At 74.3% G+C, this 22,176-nt stretch carries 16 protein-coding genes and 1 pseudogene; 1 reads left to right on the top strand and 16 read right to left on the bottom strand.

Annotated features, from left to right (window positions below; genetic code table 11):
- Positions 1-59: 59 nt before the first annotated feature.
- On the bottom strand, positions 60-533 hold the full coding sequence (locus IE273_RS26780; RefSeq protein WP_189817742.1) for a DUF3017 domain-containing protein: 474 nt from the start codon (positions 531-533) through the stop codon (positions 60-62).
- A complete protein-coding gene (locus tag IE273_RS26775) occupies positions 523-1,377 on the bottom strand; it encodes a bifunctional methylenetetrahydrofolate dehydrogenase/methenyltetrahydrofolate cyclohydrolase (protein WP_014674506.1) in 855 nt (284 codons plus the stop codon). Before IE273_RS26775 ends, IE273_RS26780 begins: the two co-directional genes overlap by 11 nt.
- Positions 1,378-1,613: 236 nt before the next feature.
- Here IE273_RS26775 and IE273_RS26770 point away from each other — a divergent pair, with 236 nt between their 5' ends.
- Positions 1,614-2,216: a hypothetical protein gene (locus IE273_RS26770; RefSeq protein WP_189817741.1), complete on the top strand. Its 603-nt coding sequence runs from the start codon at positions 1,614-1,616 to the stop codon at positions 2,214-2,216.
- Positions 2,217-2,318: 102 nt separating this feature from the next.
- On the opposite strand, the gene IE273_RS26765 is transcribed toward IE273_RS26770, so the two are convergent.
- The 14 genes and pseudogenes from IE273_RS26765 to IE273_RS26700 all read right to left on the bottom strand — a co-directional run.
- Positions 2,319-2,963 (bottom strand): LuxR C-terminal-related transcriptional regulator, encoded by a 645-nt coding sequence (locus IE273_RS26765; protein WP_058081634.1) that lies wholly within the window; start codon positions 2,961-2,963, stop codon positions 2,319-2,321.
- Positions 2,927-4,249 carry a sensor histidine kinase gene (locus IE273_RS26760; RefSeq protein ID WP_189817740.1) on the bottom strand — a complete coding sequence of 441 codons (1,323 nt, stop codon included), beginning with the start codon at positions 4,247-4,249 and terminating at the stop codon, positions 2,927-2,929. The genes IE273_RS26765 and IE273_RS26760 overlap by 37 nt, the downstream gene beginning before the upstream one ends.
- 155 nt (positions 4,250-4,404) lie before the next feature.
- Positions 4,405-4,860: a MaoC family dehydratase gene (locus IE273_RS26755; RefSeq protein ID WP_189817739.1), complete on the bottom strand. Its 456-nt coding sequence runs from the start codon at positions 4,858-4,860 to the stop codon at positions 4,405-4,407.
- 130 nt (positions 4,861-4,990) lie between these two features.
- A complete protein-coding gene (sbnB, locus tag IE273_RS26750) occupies positions 4,991-6,034 on the bottom strand; it encodes a 2,3-diaminopropionate biosynthesis protein SbnB (RefSeq protein ID WP_189817738.1) in 1,044 nt (347 codons plus the stop codon).
- A 54-nt stretch (positions 6,035-6,088) separates the two neighbouring features.
- Complete coding sequence (locus IE273_RS26745; RefSeq protein WP_229887581.1) at positions 6,089-7,780, bottom strand: phytoene desaturase family protein; 1,692 nt, start codon at positions 7,778-7,780, stop codon at positions 6,089-6,091.
- Positions 7,781-7,791: 11 nt separating this feature from the next.
- On the bottom strand, positions 7,792-8,520 hold the full coding sequence (gene fabG / locus IE273_RS26740) for a 3-oxoacyl-ACP reductase FabG (RefSeq protein ID WP_189817736.1): 729 nt from the start codon (positions 8,518-8,520) through the stop codon (positions 7,792-7,794).
- Positions 8,517-9,644, bottom strand: coding sequence for a beta-ketoacyl synthase N-terminal-like domain-containing protein (locus IE273_RS26735; RefSeq protein WP_189817735.1), 1,128 nt, complete (start codon positions 9,642-9,644; stop codon positions 8,517-8,519). The genes fabG and IE273_RS26735 overlap by 4 nt, the downstream gene beginning before the upstream one ends.
- Positions 9,641-10,897, bottom strand: coding sequence for a beta-ketoacyl-[acyl-carrier-protein] synthase family protein (locus tag IE273_RS26730; protein ID WP_189817734.1), 1,257 nt, complete (start codon positions 10,895-10,897; stop codon positions 9,641-9,643). The genes IE273_RS26735 and IE273_RS26730 overlap by 4 nt, the downstream gene beginning before the upstream one ends.
- A 5-nt stretch (positions 10,898-10,902) precedes the next feature.
- Entirely contained in the window at positions 10,903-11,154 is a 252-nt protein-coding gene (locus IE273_RS26725) for an acyl carrier protein (protein ID WP_189817733.1), read from the bottom strand.
- Positions 11,155-11,326: 172 nt separating this feature from the next.
- Positions 11,327-12,190, bottom strand: coding sequence for an ABC transporter permease (locus IE273_RS26720; RefSeq protein ID WP_189817732.1), 864 nt, complete (start codon positions 12,188-12,190; stop codon positions 11,327-11,329).
- 197 nt (positions 12,191-12,387) lie between these two features.
- Positions 12,388-13,395: pseudogene (locus tag IE273_RS26715) on the bottom strand (ATP-binding cassette domain-containing protein); the annotation flags it as partial.
- A gap of 2 nt (positions 13,396-13,397) precedes the next feature.
- The gene (locus IE273_RS26710; RefSeq protein WP_189817730.1) at positions 13,398-13,604 is read right to left on the bottom strand and encodes an MbtH family protein; all 207 of its coding nucleotides are present in this window, start codon (positions 13,602-13,604) and stop codon (positions 13,398-13,400) included.
- 57 nt (positions 13,605-13,661) lie between these two features.
- Positions 13,662-21,182, bottom strand: coding sequence for a non-ribosomal peptide synthetase (locus IE273_RS26705; RefSeq protein ID WP_189817729.1), 7,521 nt, complete (start codon positions 21,180-21,182; stop codon positions 13,662-13,664).
- A partial coding sequence (locus IE273_RS26700) for a non-ribosomal peptide synthetase (protein WP_189817728.1) occupies positions 21,179-22,176 on the bottom strand: 998 nt, incomplete at its 5' end. The genes IE273_RS26700 and IE273_RS26705, both read right to left, overlap by 4 nt.

The following is a 22,176-nucleotide window of genomic DNA, read 5'->3' as shown; positions in this document are numbered from 1 at the left end:
GACACGGCAGGCGGCCCGCGTCCCCGGGGAGACGCGGTCCGCCTGTCGTACCGTCCGCGCTACTTGTCGAGCGTGAAGTGCAGGATGTCCTTGAGGAAGGGGATCTGGAGCCACGGCGAGGGCTGGGCCATCATCGCGAGCAGCACGATGGCCAGGCCGAGGACGCCGTAGGTGACGATGTCGGTGAAGCGGGAGCGGACGGCGAGCATGCCGACGCCGGGCAGCATCCAGCGCATGACCGCGCCGGCCAGCAGGGCGGCGCCGACCAGCAGGGTGCCGTAGCGGAACACGTCGAGCGCGGTCAGCAGCAGGCCGAGCGCCACCGTCGACAGCACGACGAGCAGGGGCCACTGCCGGGCGGGCGCCGGGGCGTCGCCGGCCGCGGCACGGCCGCCGCCCTCGGGGCGTGCGGTGTCCCTGGTGAACAGCGGGAAGCGGCGGGTGACGCGGCGCGGGCGCCCCTCGGCGTCAGGGGCGCTGATCGCGTCGCGCGCGGTCGGCTCCGCGGGCCCGCGGGTGTCCTCAGCCGGCACTGCGCTCCGCCGCCTCGACCACGTTGACCAGCAGCAGGGCCCGGGTCATCGGTCCGACGCCGCCGGGGTTCGGGGAGATCCAGCCGGCCACCTCGGTCACGTCCGGGTGGACGTCGCCGACGATCTTGCCCTCGGCGTTGCGGGAGACGCCGACGTCCAGGACGGCCGCGCCCGGCTTGACGTCCTCGGCGCGGATCAGGTGCGGGGAGCCGGCCGCGGCGATGATGATGTCGGCCCGCTTCAGGTGGGCGGAGAGGTCACGGGTGCCGGTGTGGCACTGGGTGACGGTGGCGTTCTCGCTGCGCCGGGTGAGCAGCAGCGGCATCGGGCGGCCGATGGTGACACCGCGGCCGACGACCACGACCTCGGCGCCCTTGATCTCCACGCCGTGGCGGCGGAGCAGGGTGAGGATGCCGTTGGGGGTGCAGGGCAGCGGGGCCGGCTCGTTCAGGACGAGGCGGCCGAGGTTCATCGGGTGCAGGCCGTCGGCGTCCTTGGCCGGGTCCATCAGTTCCAGGACGCGGTTCTCGTCGATGCCCTTGGGCAGCGGCAGCTGGACGATGTAGCCGGTGCAGGCCGGGTCCTCGTTCAGCTCGCGGACGACCGCCTCGATCTCCTCCTGGGTGGCGGTGGCCGGCAGCTCGCGCTGGATGGAGGCGATGCCCACCTGGGCGCAGTCGCGGTGCTTGCCGGCGACGTACTTCTGGCTGCCGGGGTCGTCCCCGACCAGGATCGTGCCGAGGCCGGGCGTGACGCCCTTCTCCTTCAGCGCCGCCACGCGGGCGGTCAGATCGGACTTGATCTCGGCTGCGGTGGCCTTGCCATCGAGAATCTGGGCGGTCATGGTCCCATCCTCGCGGATGACCCGGCCCCGGTTCCAATCCGGGTGTCACGGCATGATCAGCGATGTTGCACTTGCACAACACCTGACGCCTCCGGCTGGACAAGTAAGAGCCTGTTAAAGAACGATGAGCGGACAGTGCCGCGGGCAGTACCGGGGGGACGGACCGCATCTGTAGAACTTCCTCCGAACCGTGCCGCGCGTCGTCCCCGCACTTGAGCAAACGGAGGAAGACCGCCATGAGCTTTGGCGACCCCAACAACCCGTACGGCCCGCCGCAGGGCCAGCAGGGCGGCTACCCGCAGCAGGGCCAGCAGCCCGGCTACGGCTACCCCGCGGCCCCGCAGGGCCAGCCCGGCTACGGCTACCCGGCCGCGCCGCCGGTGCAGCAGCCGTACGGCTACGGTGTGCCGATGGAGATGCCGGGCCTGATCAAGACGGCTCGGGTGCTGCTGTTCATCCTGGCGGGCTTCCAGTACCTGGCCGGTCTGTTCCTCGGCATCGCCGCCGGTGCCGCGCAGGACGTCTCCAACGGCATCGGCTCCGGTGACGACACCAGCACGGCCACCGGTGTGCTGATCGCGTTCGCGCTGCTGATGCTGGCGCTGGGCACCCTGTCGATCTTCCTGGGCGTGAAGTTCAAGAAGGGCGGCGGCGGCATCCGCGTCACGACGATCGTGTACGCGTCGCTGATGCTGCTCGGCAGCCTGGTGAACATCGTCAACGGCGGTGGCGGTTCGGCGACCTTCGGCGGGGTCATCTCCCTGGCCTTCGGCGGCATCATCCTCGCGTCCATGGTCAACGGCTCCGCCTCGGCCTGGTTCAACCGCCCGCGGTACTGAGCCGCCCGGCGCCCGGCACCGCTCCAGGGCCGTGTCCCGTCCGTCCGGACGGGGCGCGGCCCGGTGTCGTTTCCGGCCACCGGGCGCACCGGTGCGGTCGGCTCACTGGTCCAGGTAGGCCAGCACGGCCAGGACGCGGCGGTTGTCGCCGTCCGTCGGGAGCAGGCCGAGCTTGGTGAAGATGTTGCTGATGTGCTTGGCGACGGCCTTCTCGGTGACGAACAGGGCTTGGGCGATGCCAGCGTTGGAGCGGCCCTGGGCGACGAGTTCGAGGACCTCTCGTTCGCGTTCGGAGAGGCTGCCGACGGATTCGTCGCGCTCCTTGCGGACGAGCAGCTGGGAGATGACCTCGGGGTCCATGGCGGTGCCGCCCGCGGCCACCCGCTGGATGGAGTCCAGGAACTGGCCGCCGTTGGTGACGCGGTCCTTGAGCATGTAGCCGACCCCCCGGCCGCCGCTGGTGAGCAGTTCGCGGGCGTAGAGCGGTTCGACGTACTGGGAGAGCAGGAGCACCGGAAGGTCCGGGTTCCGCTTGCGCGCGGCGAGGACGGCGCGCAGGCCCTCGTCGGTGAAGTTCGGCGGCAGCCGGACGTCGACGACCGCGACGTCCGGCTGTTCCCGGTCCAGGGCTTCGAGCAGGTCGGTGCCGTTGTCCACGGCGGCCACCACGTCGTGGCCGTAGGCCCCGAGCAGGCGGATCAGCCCGTCCCTCAGGAGGAAGTGGTCTTCGGCGAGGACAATACGCACGGGATCTCCATCGTCACCATCGTCGGCCCGCCCACGGGACTGCTCACGGCCAGCACGCCGTCGAAGGTGGCGAGCCGGCGCTCGATGCCGCGCAGGCCGGTGCCGCGGGAGGCGTCGGCGCCGCCGTGGCCGTCGTCGGTCACGGTGATGTGCAGCATCCCGCGATCGTAACGAAGGTCGATCCAGGCACGGGCGGCACCCGCGTGCTTCGCGACATTGGTGAGGATCTCGGAGATGGCGAAGTACGCGGCGGACTCGACGGGCATCTCGGGGCGGCCGGGCAGGTCGACCTGGACCTCGGTGCGCACCGGGCAGGTCATCGCCAACGCCCGTACGGCGTCGGCGAGTCCGCGGTCGGCGAGGACCGGCGGGTGGATGCCGCGGACCAGGTTGCGCAGTTCCTCCAGCGCCGCCGAGGACGACTGCCGGGCCTCGATGAGCAGGGCGCGGACGGCCTCCGGGTTGGTCTCCAGCAGGTGCTCGGCCGCGTCCAGGGTCATGCCCATGGCGACCAGACGGGCCTGGGCGCCGTCGTGCAGGTCGCGCTCGATCCGGCGGATCTCGGCCATCTGCGTGTCCACGGCGTCGGAGCGGGTGGCGGCCAGGTGCTGGATCCGGCTGGCCATCATCTCGCTCTCGCTCGGCGCCAGCATCGCCCTGGTGTAGAGGGCGTGCCGGCGCACCGCGCGCGGGGCCGCCCACAGGGCCAGCGGCAGTTGCAGCAGCCCGAGGACGCCGGCGAGCACCGCCGTGGCCTGGCCCTCGATCGGGATGAACTGGTACCACAGCCCGTCCCACTCTGTGGACAGCGGCACCCCGAAGAAGGCGAGGAAGACGCCCCAGAGGCCGCTGAGGATCAGGGCCAGCGGGAAGAAGCCGAGGAAGCCGCCGGCGATCGGGTCCGTGAGCACCCAGACGTACTCCCGCCGGGTCTGCGGGTCGCTCATGATCCAGCGGTAGCGGGCGACGGCACCGGAGGCCCCGGCGGGCGCGGGCGGCAGCGGTCCGGGCGGGCCGGGGATCTCCACGCCCGCCCAGCGCCGGGCGAGTTCCCGCTGCTGCGCGGCCAGGTTGCGCACGCCCTCCATGGCCCGCGGCACCATGCCGAGGCCGGGGCCGACCAGGCTGATCGCGCCGGACACGGCGAGCGAACGGCCGAAGGCCGCCATCGACATCCAGCACAGGGTCACCACCCGGCGCAGACCCGTCAGTCCGGCCGACACCGAGAATCCCCTGATCGCCTCCGGCGGGCGGATCCCGCCGAGCTGCATCGTGCGGTCGTCCATGCGACACGCTCCTTCCTGGCCTTGCAACGCCGTGCGCGGCGCCGGTGCCGTACGTCTGTCGTGGTCCGAGGGGCCCGCACTCATTGTGGTGGCCGAGGGGCCGGGAAATCGGTGGTAAAAACCCCCCTCTTGCGGCCCTTCTCGGCCAACTCCCGTCAGGGGGCGACGAACAGCGAGAGCGTGTCGGCCACGCAGGCGGCCCGGGGCTCCCCCTCGACCTCCACCGTCATGCGGACGGCGGCCAGGTGGCCGGCGGGCGTCTCGCGCACACCGGTGAGCTTCGCGCCGCCGCGCACCCGGGAGCCGACCGGCACCGGGCGCGGGAAACGGACCTTGTCCAGGCCGAAGTTGACGCCCAGCTCCACCTTCTCGATGTCGAAGATGGCCCGCATCATGGCGGGCAGCAGGGCCAGGGTCATGTAGCCGTGCAGGATGGTGCCGCCGAACGGGCCGGTCGCGGCCCGCTCCGGATCCGTGTGGATCCACTGCGAGTCGCCGGTCGCCCCCGCGAACTGGTCCACCTGCTCCTGCGTCACCCGCAGCCACTCGCTGTGGCCGAGGTGTTCGCCGACGGCGGCGGAGAACTCGTCCAGGCTGGCGAAAGATCTCATGGCGTCGATTCTGTGCGGCTGCCGGACGGCCGGACAAGGCGGTCGTCCGCCGCTCGGCCGTTCGGTCAGCGAGCCGTCATCCGTTGGTCAGTGTGCGCGCCGGGCCGGGCCGGCCGCGGCGCGCACGGGGTCAGCCGTACCGCTTCAGCTCGTGGAAGAAGCCGGGCACGGTGTGCAGTTGGTCGGCGTCCCGGACCCGGTCGTACACGTACTTCGCGACCGCCAGGTCGAGCACGCCCAGGCCGAACGGCGAGAAGACCACCGGCCGGTCGGCGGGCGGGGTGATCGCGCCGGTCAGCACGTCGTGGAGGGTGCCGGCGACGAAGTCCCGGTTGCCGGTGAGCTGTTCGGCCAGGTGGGGTGAGGTGTCGGCCTTGAGGCAGTGGTCGACGTCGTCGACCGCGTTCCAGGCGGAGAGGATGATCTGCGGGGACAGGTCGCGCAGCGACACGTGCAGCACCAGCGGGTTGTGCGTGAACCACTCCGGGTCGGTCACGTGCGGCTCGCCCGCGACGGTCGCGAAGACGACGAGGTCGCTGGCGCGGATCAGGTCCTCCGGCTTGTCGTGCACGGTGATCTCCGCGCCGTCCCCGGCCGTGCGCCGCAGATGGCCCGTGAAGCCCTCGGCGTGCTCGGCGGACAGGTCGTGCACGCCGAGGGCGTCGAAGGCGAAGCCGGTGGCCGCCAGGTAGGTGTGCAGGTAGCGGGCGATCAGGCCGGTGCCGATGAAGCCGACCCGGGTGGGCCGGGTGCCGCGCGCCCGGCTGATCCGGTCGGCCGCGAGGGCCGCCGAGGCGGCGGTGCGGGCGGCGCTGATGATGGAGGACTCCAGGCAGGCGAACGGGTAGCCCGTCCGCGCGTCGTTGAGGACGAGGACGGCCGAGGCGCGCGGCAGGCCGGCGGCCACGTTCTCCGGGAAGCTGGAGATCCACTTGATGCCGTGCACGTCCACGTCACCGCCCACCGAGGCGGGCAGCGCGATGATCCGGGAGGACGGGCGGTCGGGGAAGCGCAGGAAGTACGAGTCGGGGTTGACCGTCCGTGCCTCGCCGTGCAGCCGGTAGGCGGCCTCGACGGTCGAGACGACCTCGTCCTCGGCGCCGGCGAGCACCTGGTGCACCTGGGCACCGGAGATCACGGAGAAGGACGGGACCTGGGACACCTGTGAGGTCATGGGAACACTGCTCCAGGGAGTTCGTTTGGCGAAGGGGGCGGGCCGGCGAGCCGGTCAGCCGATGCGGGCCAGGCCCTTGGCGTGCCGCCGGGCGCGTCCGCGCGACACCTGCAACGGGTCCCAGCCGGCCGCGCGCCGGGGCAGCCGGGCGGGGTCGCCGAGCACCGTGCCGGACATCACCTCGGGCAGCAGGGGGCGCCCCAGGATGTGGGAGACCGCGGCCATGCCGCCGGCGGCGACCCCGGCCATCCCGCTGCCGTGCCGGGTGTTCTGCCCGACCACGTAGAGCCCCTCGACGTCGGTGCGCACATCGGGCCGCTGACCGCGCGGGCCCCAGGCGGCCATGCCGTACGGGGTGCCGCCGCTGGCGCGGATGTAGCGCTCGTGGGTGAGCGGGGTGGCGGCCTCCACATGGGTGATCCGGTCCCGGAACGGGCCGAGGACCCGCTCGGCGGTGTCCAGGACCAGCTCGGTGACCTCCCGCTTGCGGGCCAGGTACGCGGGCCGGCGGCGGTACGGCTCGCCCGTGAGCGGGCCGCCGTCCGCACCCCAGAAGGCGTGTCCGGGCGGGAGGATCGTCAGCAGCTGGAAGTTGCTGTGGCCCGGCGGGCACACGGCCGGGGACCCGGCGTCCTTCACGGAGGCGAAGGAGAAGGCGAGCTGGGGGATCCGGTCCAGGGTGCCGGTGCGGGCCCAGCGGTCCAGCATCCCGGCCTGCGCGCCCTCCATGTCGTCGCTGTCGTGCCACCAGATGTTGGCGTTGGGCAGGCCGGGCAGCTCGGTGTCGAGGGCGACGTACACCGCGACCACCGCGTCCCGCATCCGGGCCGCGCGGGTGCGGGCGACCAGGTCGGCGGGGAAGGTCTCCTCGCCGCCGCACAGGTCCAGGACGGTACGGCGGTAGTCGGCGTTGGAGACGACCAGCGGGGCGGAGACCCGGGTGCCGTCGGTGAGTTCGACGCCGGTGGCGCGGCCCCGCTCGACCAGGATGCGGCGCACCTCGCAGCGGGTGCGCAGCTCGCCGCCGTACGCCTCCAGGGCCTCCACGAACGCGGCGACCAGGGCCTGGCCGCCGCCCTCCGGGTAGTAGGCGCCGCGCAGGTAGTGGTCCATCATCGTGACGTGCTCGGCGAAGCCGACGTCGGCGGGCAGGGCGCCGTAGTTGCCGGCCTGCGCGGCGAGCAGGGTGCGGCCCTTGGCGGACAGCCCGCAGTGGTCCAGGGCCTGGCCGAGGGTGCGCCGGTTCCAGCGCATGGTCTCCGGCGACCGGCGGAACAGCTCCACCATCGGGGTGCCGAGCAGACTGGCCCGGCCGGCCCCGGCGACGGCCGTGGCGAGGTCGAGGAAGCGGTCCACGGCCTCGGTCTCGGCGGGCAGGGCCGTCTTGATCCGGTCGCGGTAGCGGTCCCAGCCGGCCGGTACGTCGACCTGCGCGGTGGGTGTGATGACGCGGTCGAAGCCGCCGTCGTTGTCCATCGGCCGGAACCGCACCCGGTCGGCGACGCCCAGCCCGGACAGGACGGCGGGCAGCATCCCGTCCGGGCCGCAGTCGCCGAGGTAGTGGGTGCCGACGTCGAACTCGTACTTGCGCCGGCGCCGGAAGACATGGGCGTTGCCGCCGGCGACGTCGTGCTGTTCCAGGACGAGGACCCGGCGGCCGTCGGCGGCGAGATAGCCGGCCGTCACCAGGCCGCCGACGCCGCTGCCGACCACGATCGCGTCGTACCGCTCCCCCGTACCCTGCATCTGGTCCCCCATCAGAAGACGCCGCCCCCGTGGATCTCCACGACCGCTCCGGTGATGTACGCGGCCTGGTCGGACACCAGGAACGCCACCAGGTCGGCCACTTCCCCGGCGCGGCCCAGCCGGCCCAGCGGCACGCCCTTGAGCTGGCGTTCCAGGGCCGCGGCCGGCATGCCGCCGACCATGTCGGTCTCGATCAGCCCGGGTGCGACGACGTTGGCGCGCACGCCCCGCGGGCCCAGCTCCTTGGCGAGGGACTTGGTGAAGCCGATGATCCCGGCCTTGGAGGCGGCGTAGTTGGCCTGGCCGGTGTTGCCGTAGAGGCCCGCCACGGAGGACAGGTTGACGATGACGCCGGTGCGGCGCTTGCTCATGGAGAACGCGGCGGCCCGGCAGACGTGGTAGACGCCGTCCAGGTTGGTGCGCAGCACCCCGTCCCAGTCGTCCTGGCCCATCAGCACCAGCGGCCGGTCGCGGGTGATGCCCGCCGAGGTGACCACCGCGTCGACGGGGCCGAGTTCGCCTTCGGTGCGCGCGTACCACTCGCGCACGTCCTCGGGGTCGGCGACGTCGCAGCGGACGGCGAGCACCCGGGTGCCGTGCTCGGCGGCCTCCTTGGCGAGTTCCTCGGCGGCGTCCTGGTTCGAGCGGTAGCAGAACGACACGTCGAAGCCGTCCCGCGCGAGCCGTCGTACCACGGCCCGGCCGATGCCCCGGGAACCGCCGCTGACCAGCGCGATCACGCGTCCTCCCCGAGCAGTCGCAGTACGGCGGCGGCGACGGCGCCGTCCCGGTCCACGGCGGTCACCAGCGCGGCCCGGCCCCGGGAGTCCGGGTCGGCCGCGGCGACGGAGAGCACCGCGGCGATCTGGAAGGACGCGGCGGCGGCACTGGTGTCGCCGAGCAGTTCCATCGACGGCACCCGGCGCAGCGCCTCGGCCGGCACCAGCGCGGCGAGCGCCTCGTACTCGGCGCGGCCCGCGTCGCTCGGCGCCGCGCTGGGTACGGCCGCCCAGACGTCGTCGGCGGTGACCCCGGCCCGCTCCAGGGCGCGGCGGGCGCAGGCGTCGGCCGTCGCGCACGGGTCGTCGTCGATGTCGACGCGGGTCTCGATGCTCAGCACGGCGGCCAGCGGCGGGCGTCCGGCCGTCCCGGCGGGCTCCAGCAGGAACAGCCCGCAGCCCTCGCCGAGCAGCGGCGCGGGATCGCCCGGCTGGGCGGCGGTGGCCTCGTACCAGGCGTGCGCGGCGGAGAACTCCTCGGCCGAACCGGCCACGTACCTGGTCGCCCGGCCCTGCCCCAGCAGCCGGCGGGCGTAGTTCAGGGCGAGCAGCCCGGCGGCCCGGCCGCCGGCGACCGTGGTGTTGGGGCCCTTCAGGCCGTGCCGGATGGCGGTGGCGCCGGCGGCGTGGTTGAGGCTGCCGAACGGGATGCGGCCGGCGTCGACGTAGAAGGGGCGCTCGTTGGTGTAGGACTGGCGCAGGAAGTCGGTGACGTTCTCCAGGCTGCCCATGGTGATGCCGAGGACGACGCCGGTCAGGTCGTCGGTGGTGACGGCCGGCTCGCCGTCGGCGTCCCGCAGCAGCCCGTCGGAGGCGACCAGGGTGAGCGCGGTGAGCCGGTCCATCTTCGCGGTGCCCCGCTTGCCGAGGAGCTCCTGGACGTCGAAGCCGGGCACGGTGCACACCTCCGGCGACGGCAGGGTGCCGTAAGCGGCGTCCGCCATCACGGCCGTCTTCGCGCCGGCGCGCACGCCGGCGGTGAACGCCTCGCGTCCGATGCCGTACGGCGACACCGCCGACCAGCCGGTGATGACGGGCGTGTCCGGGGGCAGCGCGGCCCGCGGGACGGCAGTTGCGTTGCTCATGCTCGGACCTTCTCCCCGTAGGTGCCCAGGATCAGCACGGCGTTGTTGCCGGCGAAGGCGCTGGAGTTGTTCTGCACGATCCGCACGTCCGCCGCGACGGCCTCGTTGGGTACGACGTCGAGCGGGCACTCCGGGTCGGTCTCGCGGTGGTTGATGGTGGGCGGGATGAACCCGTGCTCGATGGCGAGACCGCAGGCGATGGCGCCGAGCGCGCTGGCCGCGCCCATCGAGTGGCCCAGCATCGACTTCACGGCGACCGTGCGCGGCGGCGCGTCCCCGTACACGTCCAGGATGGCGGCCGTCTCCGTGCTGTCGTTGGCCTTGGTGCCGGTGCCGTGCGCGGAGATGAAGTCGACCTCCTGCCGCTTGACGCCGGCGTCGTCCAGGGCGAGCCGGATGCCCCGGGCGATGCCGTCCCGGTTGGGGGCGGTGGGGTGGGCGGCGTCGCAGCTCAGGCCGTAGCCGAGGACCTCGGCGTGGATGCGCGCGCCACGGGCCAGGGCCGACTCCAGGCTCTCCAGGACGAGGATGCCGGCGCCCTCGCCGGTCAGGATGCCCTCGCGGTCCTTGTCGAAGGGGCGCACCACGTCCGGGCTGAGCGCGCCGAACCGCTTGAAGAGGGCGAACGCCTTGCGGCAGACGGCGTCGGCGCCGCCGCACAGCGCCAGGTCGACCTCGCCGGAGCGGATGGCGTCCAGGCCGTAGCCGATCGAGTAGTTGCCGGCCGCGCAGGCCGTGGTGACGGTGGTCGCCTCCACGTTCGGCATGCGCAGTTCGCGGGCGATGGCGGTGGAGAGCCGGCCGGCGTAGACCCGGCGGGCGAGGACCGGGTCCATCGCCTCGGGGTCCCCGGCGGCCAGCTCCTGCTCCAGCAGGACGGCGATGTCGTGGGACTCGCCGTCGGTGGTGCCGACGGTGATGACGGCGGGCCGGTCGGCCAGGTCGGTCTCGGTCAGCCCGGCGTCCTCGACGGCCATGCGGGCCGCGGCGACGGCGAACTGGCCGGCGCGGCCCACGTGTCCGGACGGCAGGTTGCGGATCCAGCGCTCCGGCTCGAAGTCGGGGACCTCGCAGGCGGTGTTCTGCCCGAAGCCCTCGGTGTCGAAGCGGGTGATCGGCCGGGCGCCGGAGCGGCCGGCCTTCAGGCCCGCGGTGTACTCCTCGACCCCGGTGCCGATGCTGGAGATCACCCCGAAGCCGGTGACGACGACCCGTCGCTGACCGGCCCGGTCGGTGGGTGCCGTGGTGGTCATGGGCGTCACCAGCCGGCGGCCGTGGCGGCCACCTCGTAGGTGGCCTCCACGTTGACCATCTTCGGCAGCTCGTTCATGTCGATGACGATGGAGTACTCCATTTCCAGCGCGCTGAGGACATCGATCAGCTTCAGGGAGTCCGCGCCCAGTTCGTCGATGAAGAGCGCCGTGTCGGAAAGGCGCTCCAGGTCCACGTCGATGTTCTCGGCGATGATTTCCCGGATACGGGTGAGGCGCTCGGGAGCGGCCGTCGTCATGGCTCGTTCCTCCGTTTTCGGATGGCCGGTGGGTGATTCGCGGAAGACCTGCGAGGAGAATTCGAAAAGAGCGGGAAAGCTGCGGGAAATGGGCAGCGATGGGGCTCGGCAAAAACCTAGACAGCTGCGATGACTGCCCAGTGACCGTCAACTGACGGACCACTGACGGCGGTCAGTGGCCGCCCGCGCGGCGGAACCCGCGGACGCCGCCCCACACCGCGGCGAGCAGCAGCGCCGTGAGCGTCACGGCGGTCACCAGGCCCGGATGGTGGGCCGGGAAGCCGCCGGAGGCCGCCACGCCCGGGTCGTTGCCCCACAGCCGCCGGCAGGTCGTGACGACCGACGTGACGGGGTTCCACTCGGCGACCGGGCGCAGCCAGCCGGGCAGGCCGCTGACGGGGACGTAGGCGTTGGACAGGAAGCTGAGGATGACCAGCACCAGCGCGCCGGTGCCGTCGATGGCCTCGATGTTGCGCTGGGTGGTGCCGAGCAGGATGCCGACCCAGGTCATCACGTAGACGAAGGCGAGCAGCACCCCGAAGCCGGCGGCGGTGCGCAGCACGCCCTCGTGCGGGCGCCAGCCCACGCCCAGGCCGACGAGGCTGACCGCGGTGAGGCTGACCGCGCCGACGACCAGGTCGGACAGGGTGCGTCCGAGCAGCACGGAGGACGGGGAGATCGGCAGCGAGCGGAACCGGTCGACCAGTCCGTGCCGCAGGTCCAGGGCGACGCCGATGGCGGTGGGGCCTACGCCGGTCAGGCCGACCTGGATGGCGATGCCGGCCATGATGAAGTCCTCGTAGGCCACGCCGCCCGGGATGTGCATGGAGCCGCGGAAGAGGTAGCCGACGGCGATCAGCATCACCAGCGGGTTCATGGTGACCAGCACCAGCCGGCCCGGTGAGCGGCGCAGATGGGTCAGATGGCGCCCGGCCAGGGCGAACGTGTCACCGAGGTGACCGCGCACGGGCCCGCCCGGACCGGGACGGGCGGCGGCCCGGGACGGGGCGGTCGGAGCGGTGGCCGTGGCCGTCACTGGGACTCCTCTTTCGTGACCGTCAGGGACTGCGGGCCCGCGACCGCCGGGGGCTCCGCTTCCGCGGCCGGCGCGGGGGCTTCTTCCACGGCCCGCACGGGCCCTCCTTCCGCGGCCGGCACGAGGGCTTCTTCCACGACCGGCACAAGGGGTTCTTCCACGACCGTCAGGGACTCTTCTCGCGCGGCCCGCGCGGCCCGCGCGGGTCGCTCCTCCGCGACCGGCACCGGTTCCGCGGGGTCTTGCGGGGGCTGTTTGGCGTTCGTGCCCGTGAGGTCGAAGAAGACGTCGTCGAGCGTGGGCTTGCGCAGGTCGATATCGACGGTGGGTACGCCCTTGTCGCGCAGGGCCTGCGCGGCGCGGGCCAGGTCGTCCAGGCCGTCCGGGCCGAGCTGGACGGACACCCGGCGGGCGGCCTCGTCGGTGACGGGGGCCGGACCGCCGAGCACGGCCAGCGCGGCGACCGCGTCGGCGAGGTCCTCGGGGCCGGCCACGGTCACCTCCAGCCGGTCGCTGCCGACCTGCCGCTTGAGGGAGTCCGGGGTGCCCTCGGCGATGACCCGGCCGGCGTCGATGACGGCGACGCGGTCGGCGAGCTGGTCGGCCTCCTCCAGGTACTGGGTGGTGAGCAGGATGGTCACGCCGCCGGCGGCCAGGTCCCGCACCACGTCCCACAGCACGTTGCGGCTGGCCGGGTCCAGACCGGTGGTGGGCTCGTCCAGGAACAGCACCTCGGGGTCGCCGATGACACACGTGGCGAGGTCGAGCCGGCGGCGCATCCCGCCGGAGTAGGTGCCCGCGGGCCGGTCGGCGGCCTCGGTCAGCTCGAACCGGTCCAGCAGTTCGGCGGCCCGGCGGGCGGCACCGCGCCGGCCGAACCGGAGTAGCCGGGCCAGCAGGACCAGGTTCTCGCGCCCGGTGAGGAGTTCGTCCACGGCGGCGTACTGCCCGGCCAGGCCGATGCGCCGGCGCACCTCCCGGCCCTCGCGGACCACGTCGTACCCGGCGACGATGGCCCGGCCGCCGGTCGGCCGCACCAGGGTGGCGAGGATGCGCACGGTGGTGGTCTTGCCGGCGCCGTTGGGGCCGAGGACCCCGAGGACGGTGCCGGCCGGCACCGCCAGGTCGATGCCGTGCAGCGCGGTGTGGGAGCGGTAGCTCTTGCCCAGCCCCTCGGCGAGGATCGCCGTGTCGGACGCGGCCACGGTCAGCCCGCCTGCCGCTGGAGGCTCAGCGGGCGCAGGTCGGTCCAGTTGCTCTCCACGTAGGCGACGGCGGAGGCGCGGTCGGTGGCGTCGAGGACCACGCGCCAGCCGTCGGGCACGGCGGCGAAGGACGGCCACAGGGAGTGCTGCCCCTCGTCGTTGACGAGGACGAGGAAGGTGCCGTCTTCGTTGTCGAAGGGATTGGCCATGGCGGGTCTCCAGATCTCGGACGGTGGTGGACGGTCGGTGGGTGGTACGGCGTCGGGTCAGCGGGCGGCGGCGACGGCGCCCAGCCGGCGCTCCACGGCGGCGCCGATGAGCGCCGCCGGGACGGGCCGCAGCATCTGCTGGTGGCCGCAGGGCACGTCGTGCGTCTCGACGGGCCGGCCCAGGTACGGCTCCCAGCTCTTGGTCTTCAGCGCGCGTTCCTCCGCGGAGAGCCCGTCGGCGGCCCGGAACAGCGTCGTCGGGCAGCCGTCGAAACGGGTCGGGGTGTGCCGCTGGACCAGGTCGAGATGGTTGCGCATGACCACGAGCAGCCGTTCCAGGGTGGCCTGGCCGAGCCCGGCGAGCGGGCCGCCGGTGCGGGCCAGGTGGGCGGCGACGGCGGCCGGGTCGAGCCGGTCCAGGCCCGTGCTGTCGACGCCGGCCTCGGCGAGGAAGTCGGCGAGGAACTCCGCGTCGGTGGGGTGGACGCCGCGCCCGTCGTCGGGGTAGGCGTCCAGGTTGGCGAGGTGGGCGACCTGCTCGCCGGACGCGTGCAGCAGGGCCGCGATCTCGTGGGCGACGATGCCGCCGTAGGACCAGCCGAGCAGGTGGTACGGGCCGTGCGGCTGTACGGCCCTGATCCGCGCCAGGTAGTCGGCCGCGACCTCGCCGACGCTGCCGGGCAGCGGGCCGTCGTCGCCGAGACCACGGGCCTGGAGGGCGTACACGGGCCGCTCGGGGTGGAGGTGCTCGGCGAGCGCGGCGAACGGGATGCCGAAGCCGAGCCCGCCGTGCACGCAGAACAGCGGCGGCAGAGTACCGGCGGAGCGGATGGGCAGCACGGGCCCGAGCAGGTCGACGGCACCCTGGCCGGCGAGTGCGCCGGCGGTCTCCGGGGCGGGGTGCCGGCCGGCGGTCCCGCCCCCGGTCACGGCGCTCGCCGCCAGCGCCTCCAGCGTGCGGTGTTCGAAGACGGACGCCAGTGTGACGCGCAGGCCGGCCGCGGTGGCCGTGTTGACCAGGCGGATCACCTTCAGGCTGTCGCCGCCGAGCGCGAAGAACGAGTCGTCGGGGCCCGCCGGCACGCCGAGCACCTCCGTGACGGCCGCGCACAGCCGCCGCTCGGCGTCGGTGCGGGGCGGACGCACGGCGCCGGAGCCGGCGGGACGGGCCGGGGCGGGCGGCAGGGCGGCGACGTCGAGCTTGCCGTTGACGGTCATCGGCAGCTCCGGCAGCGGCACATAGGCGCCCGGCACCATGTAGTCGGGCAGCGCGCGGGCCAGGTGCCGGCGCAGGTCGTCCGGCTCGGGCGCGGGCCCGCCGGCGGCGGGGACGACGTAGGCGACCAGTTGCCGCCGCCCCAGGGGGTCGGCGGGGGCGAGGACGGCGGCCCGGGCGACGGCCGGGTGCGCCGTCAACCGGCGTTCGATCTCGCCGGGTTCGATGCGGTAGCCGCGGATCTTGACCTGGTGGTCGGCGCGGCCCACGTAGTCGATCCGGCCACGGGCGTCCCAGCGCACCAGGTCGCCGGTGCGGTACATGCGCGCGCCGGGCTCGCCGTACGGGCAGGCCACGAACCGTCCGGCGGTCGGCGCGGGCCGGCCCAGATAGCCGCGGGCCAGCCCGGGGCCGGTCAGGTACAGCTCGCCGACCACCCCCCGCGGCACCGGTCGCAGTGCCTCGTCCAGGACGTAGGCGCCGGTGTCCCCGACCGGCAGGCCGATGGGCACGCCGGCCGGGGCGTCGACCGCGTCCGCGGTGTCCTGGAGGGTGGCGAACGTGGTGGTCTCGGTGGGGCCGTACACGTTGTACACCGCCGTGTCCGGCAGCGCGGCCCGCAGCCGGTCCAGGTGGTCGCGGGAGTGGGCCTCACCGCCGGTGAGCAGGGCGCGCAGCGGAGCGAGGGCGCGCGGCCGGGTGTCGGCGACGGCGTTGACGAACTGGGTGGTGAGGAAGGCGACGGTCACCCCGGCCTGCCGCAGGAACGTGCCGAGCGCCTCGGGGTCCGCGGGTCCCGGCGGACAGACCGCGAGCCGGGCGCCGTGCGCGAGCGGGGCCCAGATCTCGAACGTGGAGGCGTCGAAGGCGACCGGCGCGAAGTACAGGAACGTGTCGTCGGCGGTGAACCGCAGCTCGGGCAGCCCGTGCACCAGGCGTGCGGCGGCCCGGTGGGAGACGGCCACGCCCTTGGGGCGGCCGGTGGAGCCCGAGGTGTAGATGACGTACAGCAGGTCGTCGGGGTGCGGCGCGGGCACGTCCGGCCCGTCACCGGGCAGCGCGGCCAGGGCCTCCCGGGTGCAGGGCGCGTCGAGGACGACGACCTCGACACCGGAACCGGCGGCCCGCGCGCCCTGGCCGGCAGAGGAGTCCCGGTCGCCGGAGGCGGCGGCCCGTGCGTGCTCCTCGGCGACGGACTCCCCGACGCCGGATGCGGCGCCCCGCGCGTGCTCCTCGGCGCCGGGTGTGGCGGCCCGTGTGCAGTGGGCGGTCAGGGATGCCTCGGTGAGCAGCAGGCGGGCCCCGGCGTCGGTGAGCGTGTCCCGTATCCGGTCGGCCGGGTAGGCGGGGTCGAGCGGCAGGTAGGCGGCGCCGGAGCGGGCGATGCCGAGCAGCGCGGTCACCGTGGCCGGGCCGCGTTCCAGGCACAGCGCGACCAGGTCGCCGCGGCCGATGCCCCGGTCGGTCAGCAGCCGGGCCAGACGGCCGGCGGCGTCCCACAGCTCTCCGTAGCCGGTGTGGACGATCCGGCCTGCCGGGTCCCGGTGGACGAGGGCGACCGCGTCCGGGGTCGCGGCGGCCCGCCGGGCGACCGGTTCGGTGAGGGTGGCCGCGGGCGTGCCGGTGCGGCGCGTGCCGTGGGCCAGCAGCGCGGCGCGTTCCTCGGCGCCGAGGAGGTCCAGCCGGGACAGCGGGCGGTCCGGGTCGGCCAGCGCGGCACCGAGCAGCCGTACGCAGGCGTCGGCGATGCTCCGGGCGGTGCCGGGTCCGAACAGGTCGGCGCTGTACTCCAGGGCCAGCTCGATGCCGGGCCCCGCCTCGGTGAACTGGAAGAACAGGTCCCACTTGGCGGTGGCCGACGGCACCTCCTCGGGCCGTACCGCGAGCCCGGCCGACCCGGCGGGGCCGGTGACCGTCTCCGGCTGCCGGAAGGCCTGCTGCTGGAAGGCGAACATCACCTGGAACAGCGGGTGCCGGGCCGGCGACCGCTCGGGCCTGAGGACCTCCACCAGCTTCTCGAACGGCACGTCCTGGTGCCGGAAGGCCGCCAGGTCCCACGCGCGCACCCGGTCGACGAGCGCGCGCAGGCCGGGGTCGCCGGCGGTGTCGGTACGCAGCACCAGGGTGTTGACGAACATGCCGACCACGTCGTCGAGGCGTTCGTCGGCGCGGCCCGCCACGGGGGTGCCGAGCGGGATGTCGGTGCCCGCGCCGAGCCGGGTGAGCAGGGCGGCGAGGGCCGCCTGGAGCACCATGAACGGGCTGACGTTCCACTCGGCCGCCCGCTCCCGCAGCCGGGCGGCCGGCTCCTCCGGCAGGACGGCGCGCTCGGTGCCGCCCCGGTGGCCGGCGCGGACGCCGCGCGGGAAGTCGCGGGGCAGCGGCAGTTCCTCGGGCAGGCCGGCGAGGGCCGTCGTCCAGTAGGAGAGCTGGCGGGCGAGTTCGCTGTCCGGCTGGTCCGCGTCGCCGAGCAGGTCGCGCTGCCACAGCGTGAAGTCGGTGTACGTCACCGGCAGCGGCGGCAGTTCGGGCGCGTGCCCGGCGCCGCGTGCCGCGTAGGCGGCGGTCAGGTCCCGCAGCAGCGGGGTGAGGGACCAGCGGTCGCCGGCGATGTGGTGCAGGACGAGCAGCAGGACGTGCTCGTCGGGGCCGAGCGCGAACAGCCGGGCGCGCAGCGGGATCCCGGTCTCCAGGTCGAAGCCGCGGGCGGCCTCCGCGGCCAGCGCGGCGGGCAGCCCGGCCTCGTCGACGGCGCTCGTGGGCAGCGGCACGCAGGCGTCGGCCGGCGCGAGCACCCGCTGTTCGGCCGGGCCGACGCCGTCCGCCGGACCGGTGCCGGGGACGGGGGGGTGCCCGGCACCGGGGCCGGTGGCGGCACGGGTGGCGGTGCGCGCCGGGAACACGGTCCGCAGTGCCTCGTGACGGGCGACGAGGTCGCGCAGCGCCGCGTGGAGCGCGGGGACGTCGAGCGGGCCGGTGAGCCGGACCGCGAGCGGGATGGCGTAGAGCCCGCCGGGCGCGCCGAGCCGCTCGATGAACCACAGCCGCTGCTGGGCGTGGGACAGGGGGACGACCGCCGGGCGCGGCCGGGGGGTCAGCGCGGGCCGGCCGGGCGCGGCGCCGGTCAGCCGGGCGGCGAGCGCGGCGGGGCTCGGGGCCTCGAACAGGTCCCGCAGTTCCAGTCGCGCGTCGAGTTCGGCGCGGACCCGGTTGACGATGCGGGTGGCGAGCAGCGAGTGACCGCCGAGGGCGAAGAAGTCGTCGTCCACGCCGACGCGTTCGAGCCCGAGGACCGCGGCGAAGACCGTGCAGAGGACGGCCTCCTCGCGGGTGCGCGGGGCGCGGTCGGAGGTGGTGTAGACGGGCGCGGGCAGGGCCCGCCGGTCGAGCTTGCCGTTCGCGGTCAGCGGCAGCGCGGGCAGCCGTACGACGGCCGCGGGCACCATGTGGTCGGGCAGCCGCTCGGCGGCGAACGCCCGCAGCTCGGCGGCCAGTTCGCGGTCCGAGGGGCCGCCGTCCGGGTCGTGCGGGACGGCGTAGGCGACCAGGCGCGGGTCGCCGGGCCGGTCCTCGCGGGCCACGACGGCCACCTCGGCCAGCCGGGGGTGCCGGCCCAGCACGGTGGCGATCTCGCCGAGTTCGATGCGGAACCCGCGCAGCTGCACCTGTTCGTCGGCGCGGCCCAGGTATTCGAGGGTGCCGTCGGACCGCCGGCGGCCGAGGTCGCCGGTGCGGTACATGCGCGCGCCGGGCTCGCCGTACGGGCAGGCCACGAACCGTCCGGCGGTCAGCGCGGGCCGGCCCAGATAGCCGCGGGCCAGCCCGGGGCCGGCCACGTACAGCTCGCCGGGCACACCGGCCGGCACCGGCCGCAGCGCGCTGTCCAGGACGTACACCCGCAGGTCCGGGATGCCGCGCCCGATGACGCTGCCCCGGCCGGCCGCCGCGAGGTCCCGGTCCAGCTCCTGGTACGACACGTGCACGGTGGTCTCGGTGATGCCGTACATGTTGACCAGGCGCGGGCCGTCCGGGTGCCGGGCGTACCAGTCGGCGAGCCGGCCGAGGTCGAGCGCCTCGCCGCCGAACACCACGTGGCGCAGGGCGAGGTCGCGCGGCCGGTCGGCGTCGGCGCGCATCAGCTGGTAGAAGGCCGACGGCGTCTGGTTGAGGACGGTGACCCGCTCGGCCGCGAGGAGGTCCAGGAAGGCGTCGGGCGAGCGGGCCACGTCGTGCTGTACGACGACCAGGCGCCCGCCGTACAGCAGCGCGCCCCACAGCTCCCAGACGGTGAAGTCGAAGGCGATGGAGTGGAAGAGGGTCCACACGTCGTCCGGGCCGAAGCCGAACCAGCCGTCGGTGGCGTCCAGCAGCCGGATCACGTTCCGGTGGGGTACGACCACGCCCTTGGGCCGGCCGGTGGAGCCGGAGGTGTAGATGACGTAGGCGGGGTGGTCCGGGGTGAGGGCGGCGGGCTCGGGCGCGGTGACCGGGTGGGCGGCGGCCTCGGCGCCGACGGCGTCCGTGTCGAGGTCGACGCGGACCGGGCCGAGCACGTCCGCCGGGCCGGGCAGCGCGGTCCCGGTGGTGGTCAGCAGCAGCGCGGGGCGGGCGTCCCGCAGGGTGTGGGCGACGCGCTCGGCCGGGTGCGTGGGTTCGAGCGGCAGGTAGGCGGCGCCCGCCTTGAGCACCGCGAGCACGGCGACGATCAGCTCGGACCCGCGTGGCAGGGCCACGGCGACGAAGTCCTCCGGACCGGCCCCGCGAGCCGCGATCAGGTGGGCCAGCCGGTTCGACCGCTCGTCCAGCTCACGGTAGGTGAGCCGCACCCCGGTGTGATCGGTGACGGCAACGGCATCGGGGGTACGGGCGGCCTGGGCGGCGAACCGGGCGGCAAGGGTCGTCCCGGGGGTGCCGACCTCGACGGCCTCGACGGCCTCGACGGTCTCGGCAGTCCCGGCGGCGCCGGCGACAGACAGCCCGACAGGGACCGGCGTGGTGCTCCACTCCGTGAGGATGCGGTGTTCTTCCGCCGGGTCCAGGGCGCCGAGGTGGGCGAGGGGGGCGTCCGGGGTGGTGGCCACCTCGGCGAGGGTGCGGACCAGCCGGTCCAGCAGCCGATGCGCGGCCTCGGCGCCCTCCCCCAGCGCCGACGCCCGGTACGACAGCCGCAGCCCGAGGCTCTCGCCTGGCAGCACGGTCAGGTGGAGTGGGTAGTGCGTGGCCGCGTGCACCCGCGCGGCGGAGACCGTGCCGCCGGTGCCGCGGTGCAGTTCCTCCTCGTCCAGCGGATAGTTCTGGAAGGCGAGGACGGTGTCGAAGAGTTCGCCCTGGATGCCGCAGGCGGCCTGCACCTCGGCCAGTGGCAGGTGCTCGTGCGGCATCATCGCGACCTGCTGCCGGGCCAGGTCCCGGAAGAGTTCACCGGCCGGCCGCCCGGGCCGTACGTCGGCCCGCACGGGCAGGGTGTTGGCGAACAGCCCGATCATCGACTCGACGTCCGGCACCTCGGCGGGCCGCCCGGACGTGACGGCGCCGAAGACGACGTCGTCACGGCCGGTGAGCCGGCCGAGCAGCAGCGCCCAGCAGCCCTGCACCACGGAGTTGAGGGTGAGTCCCTGTGCCCGGCTCCACGCCAGCAGCGCGCCGGTGTGCTCGCGCGGCAGGACCGCCTCGGCCTCGACGGGCGGCTCCCCGGCGCCGGTGGCGTCGGGGGCGACCCGGACGGGACCGTCGAGCCCGCGCAGCAGGTCGGCCCAGGCACCGCGCGCCGCGTTCTTGTCGCGGGTGCCGAGCCAGGCGAGGTAGGAGCTGAACGGCGCGGGCGCCGGCGGTTCCCCGGACCGGCCGGCGAGCAGGGTGAGTTCGCGTACCGCCAGGGGCAGTGACCAGCCGTCGACCAGGATGTGGTGCACCGACCACACCAGCCGGTGGCTGCGCTCACCGAGCCGGACGAGGCTGAACCGCATGAGCGGCGGGCGGGCCGGGTCGATCCGGCGCCCGCGGTCCTCCCGCGCCAGCCGGTCCGCCGCGGCGGACCGCTCCCCGGCGGGCAGCCGGGTGAGGTCGTGCACGGCCCACTCGGGCGTCACGTCGTCCTCGCGGAGCACGATCTGCACCGGCTCGCCGTTCTTGCGGTGCCGGAAGCAGGCCCGCAGGTTCGGGTGCCGGCGCAGCAGCGCGGCCGAGGCGGCCCGCAGCCTGCGTTCCAGTTCGGTGCCGTCGCCCTCGATGTCCGCGGTGAACTGGAGGACGTAGTGGTCGGTCGCCGCGCGGTCGTACGAGGACAGGAAGAGCAGCCCCTGTTGCAGCGGCGAGAGCGGAAGCACTGCGCTGATCTTCGACCCGGTGCTGGATTCGGTCACGTCAGGTCCTCACTCAACTCAAGTTCGAGGTCGGCGAGTTCTTCGGCGGACAGGGTGATGAGCGGGTCGGCGGGCTCCGGCGCTGCGGCCTCTTCGGCGGGCGCCTCGGTGGCGGCGCGGGCGAGGTCGGTGACCGTGCGCCGTTCGAAGACGTCGCGGGTGGTCAGGGCGAGCCCGGCGGCGCGGGCCCGGCTGACCAGCTGGATGGAGCGGATGCTGTCACCGCCGAGCGCGAAGAAGTCCTCGTCCACGCCCACTTCGGTGACCCCGAGGACATCGGCGAAGATCCCGGACAGAACCCGCTCACGGTCGTTGCCCGCCGCCCGCTTGGCCTCCTGCCCGGCCAGGGCCGGCCGGGGCAGCGCCTTGCGGTCCAGCTTGCCGTTGGCCGTCAGCGGCAGCGCCTCCAGCACCAGCCAGGACGCCGGGATCATGTACGACGGGAGCAGCCGGACGAGTTCCGAGCGCACCTGGTCGGCATCGACGCCCGGTCCGGTGAGGTAGCCGACCAGGCGGGGGTTGCCGGAAGCGTCGGGCAGCACGGCCACCGCCACGTCCGTCACACCCTCCAGGGAACGGATGACCGCCTCGATCTCACCCGTCTCCACCCGGCGCCCCCGGATCTTGACCTGGTGGTCACGCCGCTCGATGAACTCCAGCTGACCGTCCGCCCGCTGCACCACCCGGTCCCCGGTGCGGTACATCCGCGTCCCGGCAGGCCCGAAGGGGTCCGCAACGAAGGTCCCGGCCGTACGTGCCGGATCGTCCAGGTACCCCCGGCCGACGCCCGCCCCACCGACATACAACTCACCCGGCACACCCACCGGCACCGGCTGCAACTCGTCCGACAGCACATACAGGCACGTGTTGCGGACGGCCGAGCCGATCGGGACACGGGCGCCCAGCGGGTCACCGGCCCGGATGACGGCATGGGTGACATCGTCCGAGCACTCGGTCGGCCCATACGCGTTCATCACCGGCACATGCGGATACC

The sequence above is a fragment of the Streptomyces olivaceoviridis genome (genome assembly GCF_014650115.1).
GTDB lineage: Bacteria > Actinomycetota > Actinomycetes > Streptomycetales > Streptomycetaceae > Streptomyces > Streptomyces olivaceoviridis.
Note: the sequence above shows the minus strand (reverse complement) of the source record. Positions and strands in the feature narration are given on the sequence as shown.

Bases quoted from the DNA above. Each gene is read 5' to 3' on its own strand.
- IE273_RS26775 (WP_014674506.1), bottom strand. From the start codon at position 1,377: ATGACCGCCCAGATTCTCGATGGCAAGGCCACCGCAGCCGAGATCAAG.
- IE273_RS26770 (WP_189817741.1), top strand. From the start codon at position 1,614: ATGAGCTTTGGCGACCCCAACAACCCGTACGGCCCGCCGCAGGGCCAG.
- IE273_RS26760 (WP_189817740.1), bottom strand. From the start codon at position 4,249: ATGGACGACCGCACGATGCAGCTCGGCGGGATCCGCCCGCCGGAGGCG.
- IE273_RS26755 (WP_189817739.1), bottom strand. From the start codon at position 4,860: ATGAGATCTTTCGCCAGCCTGGACGAGTTCTCCGCCGCCGTCGGCGAA.
- sbnB (WP_189817738.1), bottom strand. From the start codon at position 6,034: ATGACCTCACAGGTGTCCCAGGTCCCGTCCTTCTCCGTGATCTCCGGT.
- IE273_RS26745 (WP_229887581.1), bottom strand. From the start codon at position 7,780: ATGCAGGGTACGGGGGAGCGGTACGACGCGATCGTGGTCGGCAGCGGC.
- IE273_RS26735 (WP_189817735.1), bottom strand. From the start codon at position 9,644: ATGAGCAACGCAACTGCCGTCCCGCGGGCCGCGCTGCCCCCGGACACG.
- IE273_RS26730 (WP_189817734.1), bottom strand. From the start codon at position 10,897: ATGACCACCACGGCACCCACCGACCGGGCCGGTCAGCGACGGGTCGTC.
- IE273_RS26725 (WP_189817733.1), bottom strand. From the start codon at position 11,154: ATGACGACGGCCGCTCCCGAGCGCCTCACCCGTATCCGGGAAATCATC.
- IE273_RS26710 (WP_189817730.1), bottom strand. From the start codon at position 13,604: ATGGCCAATCCCTTCGACAACGAAGACGGCACCTTCCTCGTCCTCGTC.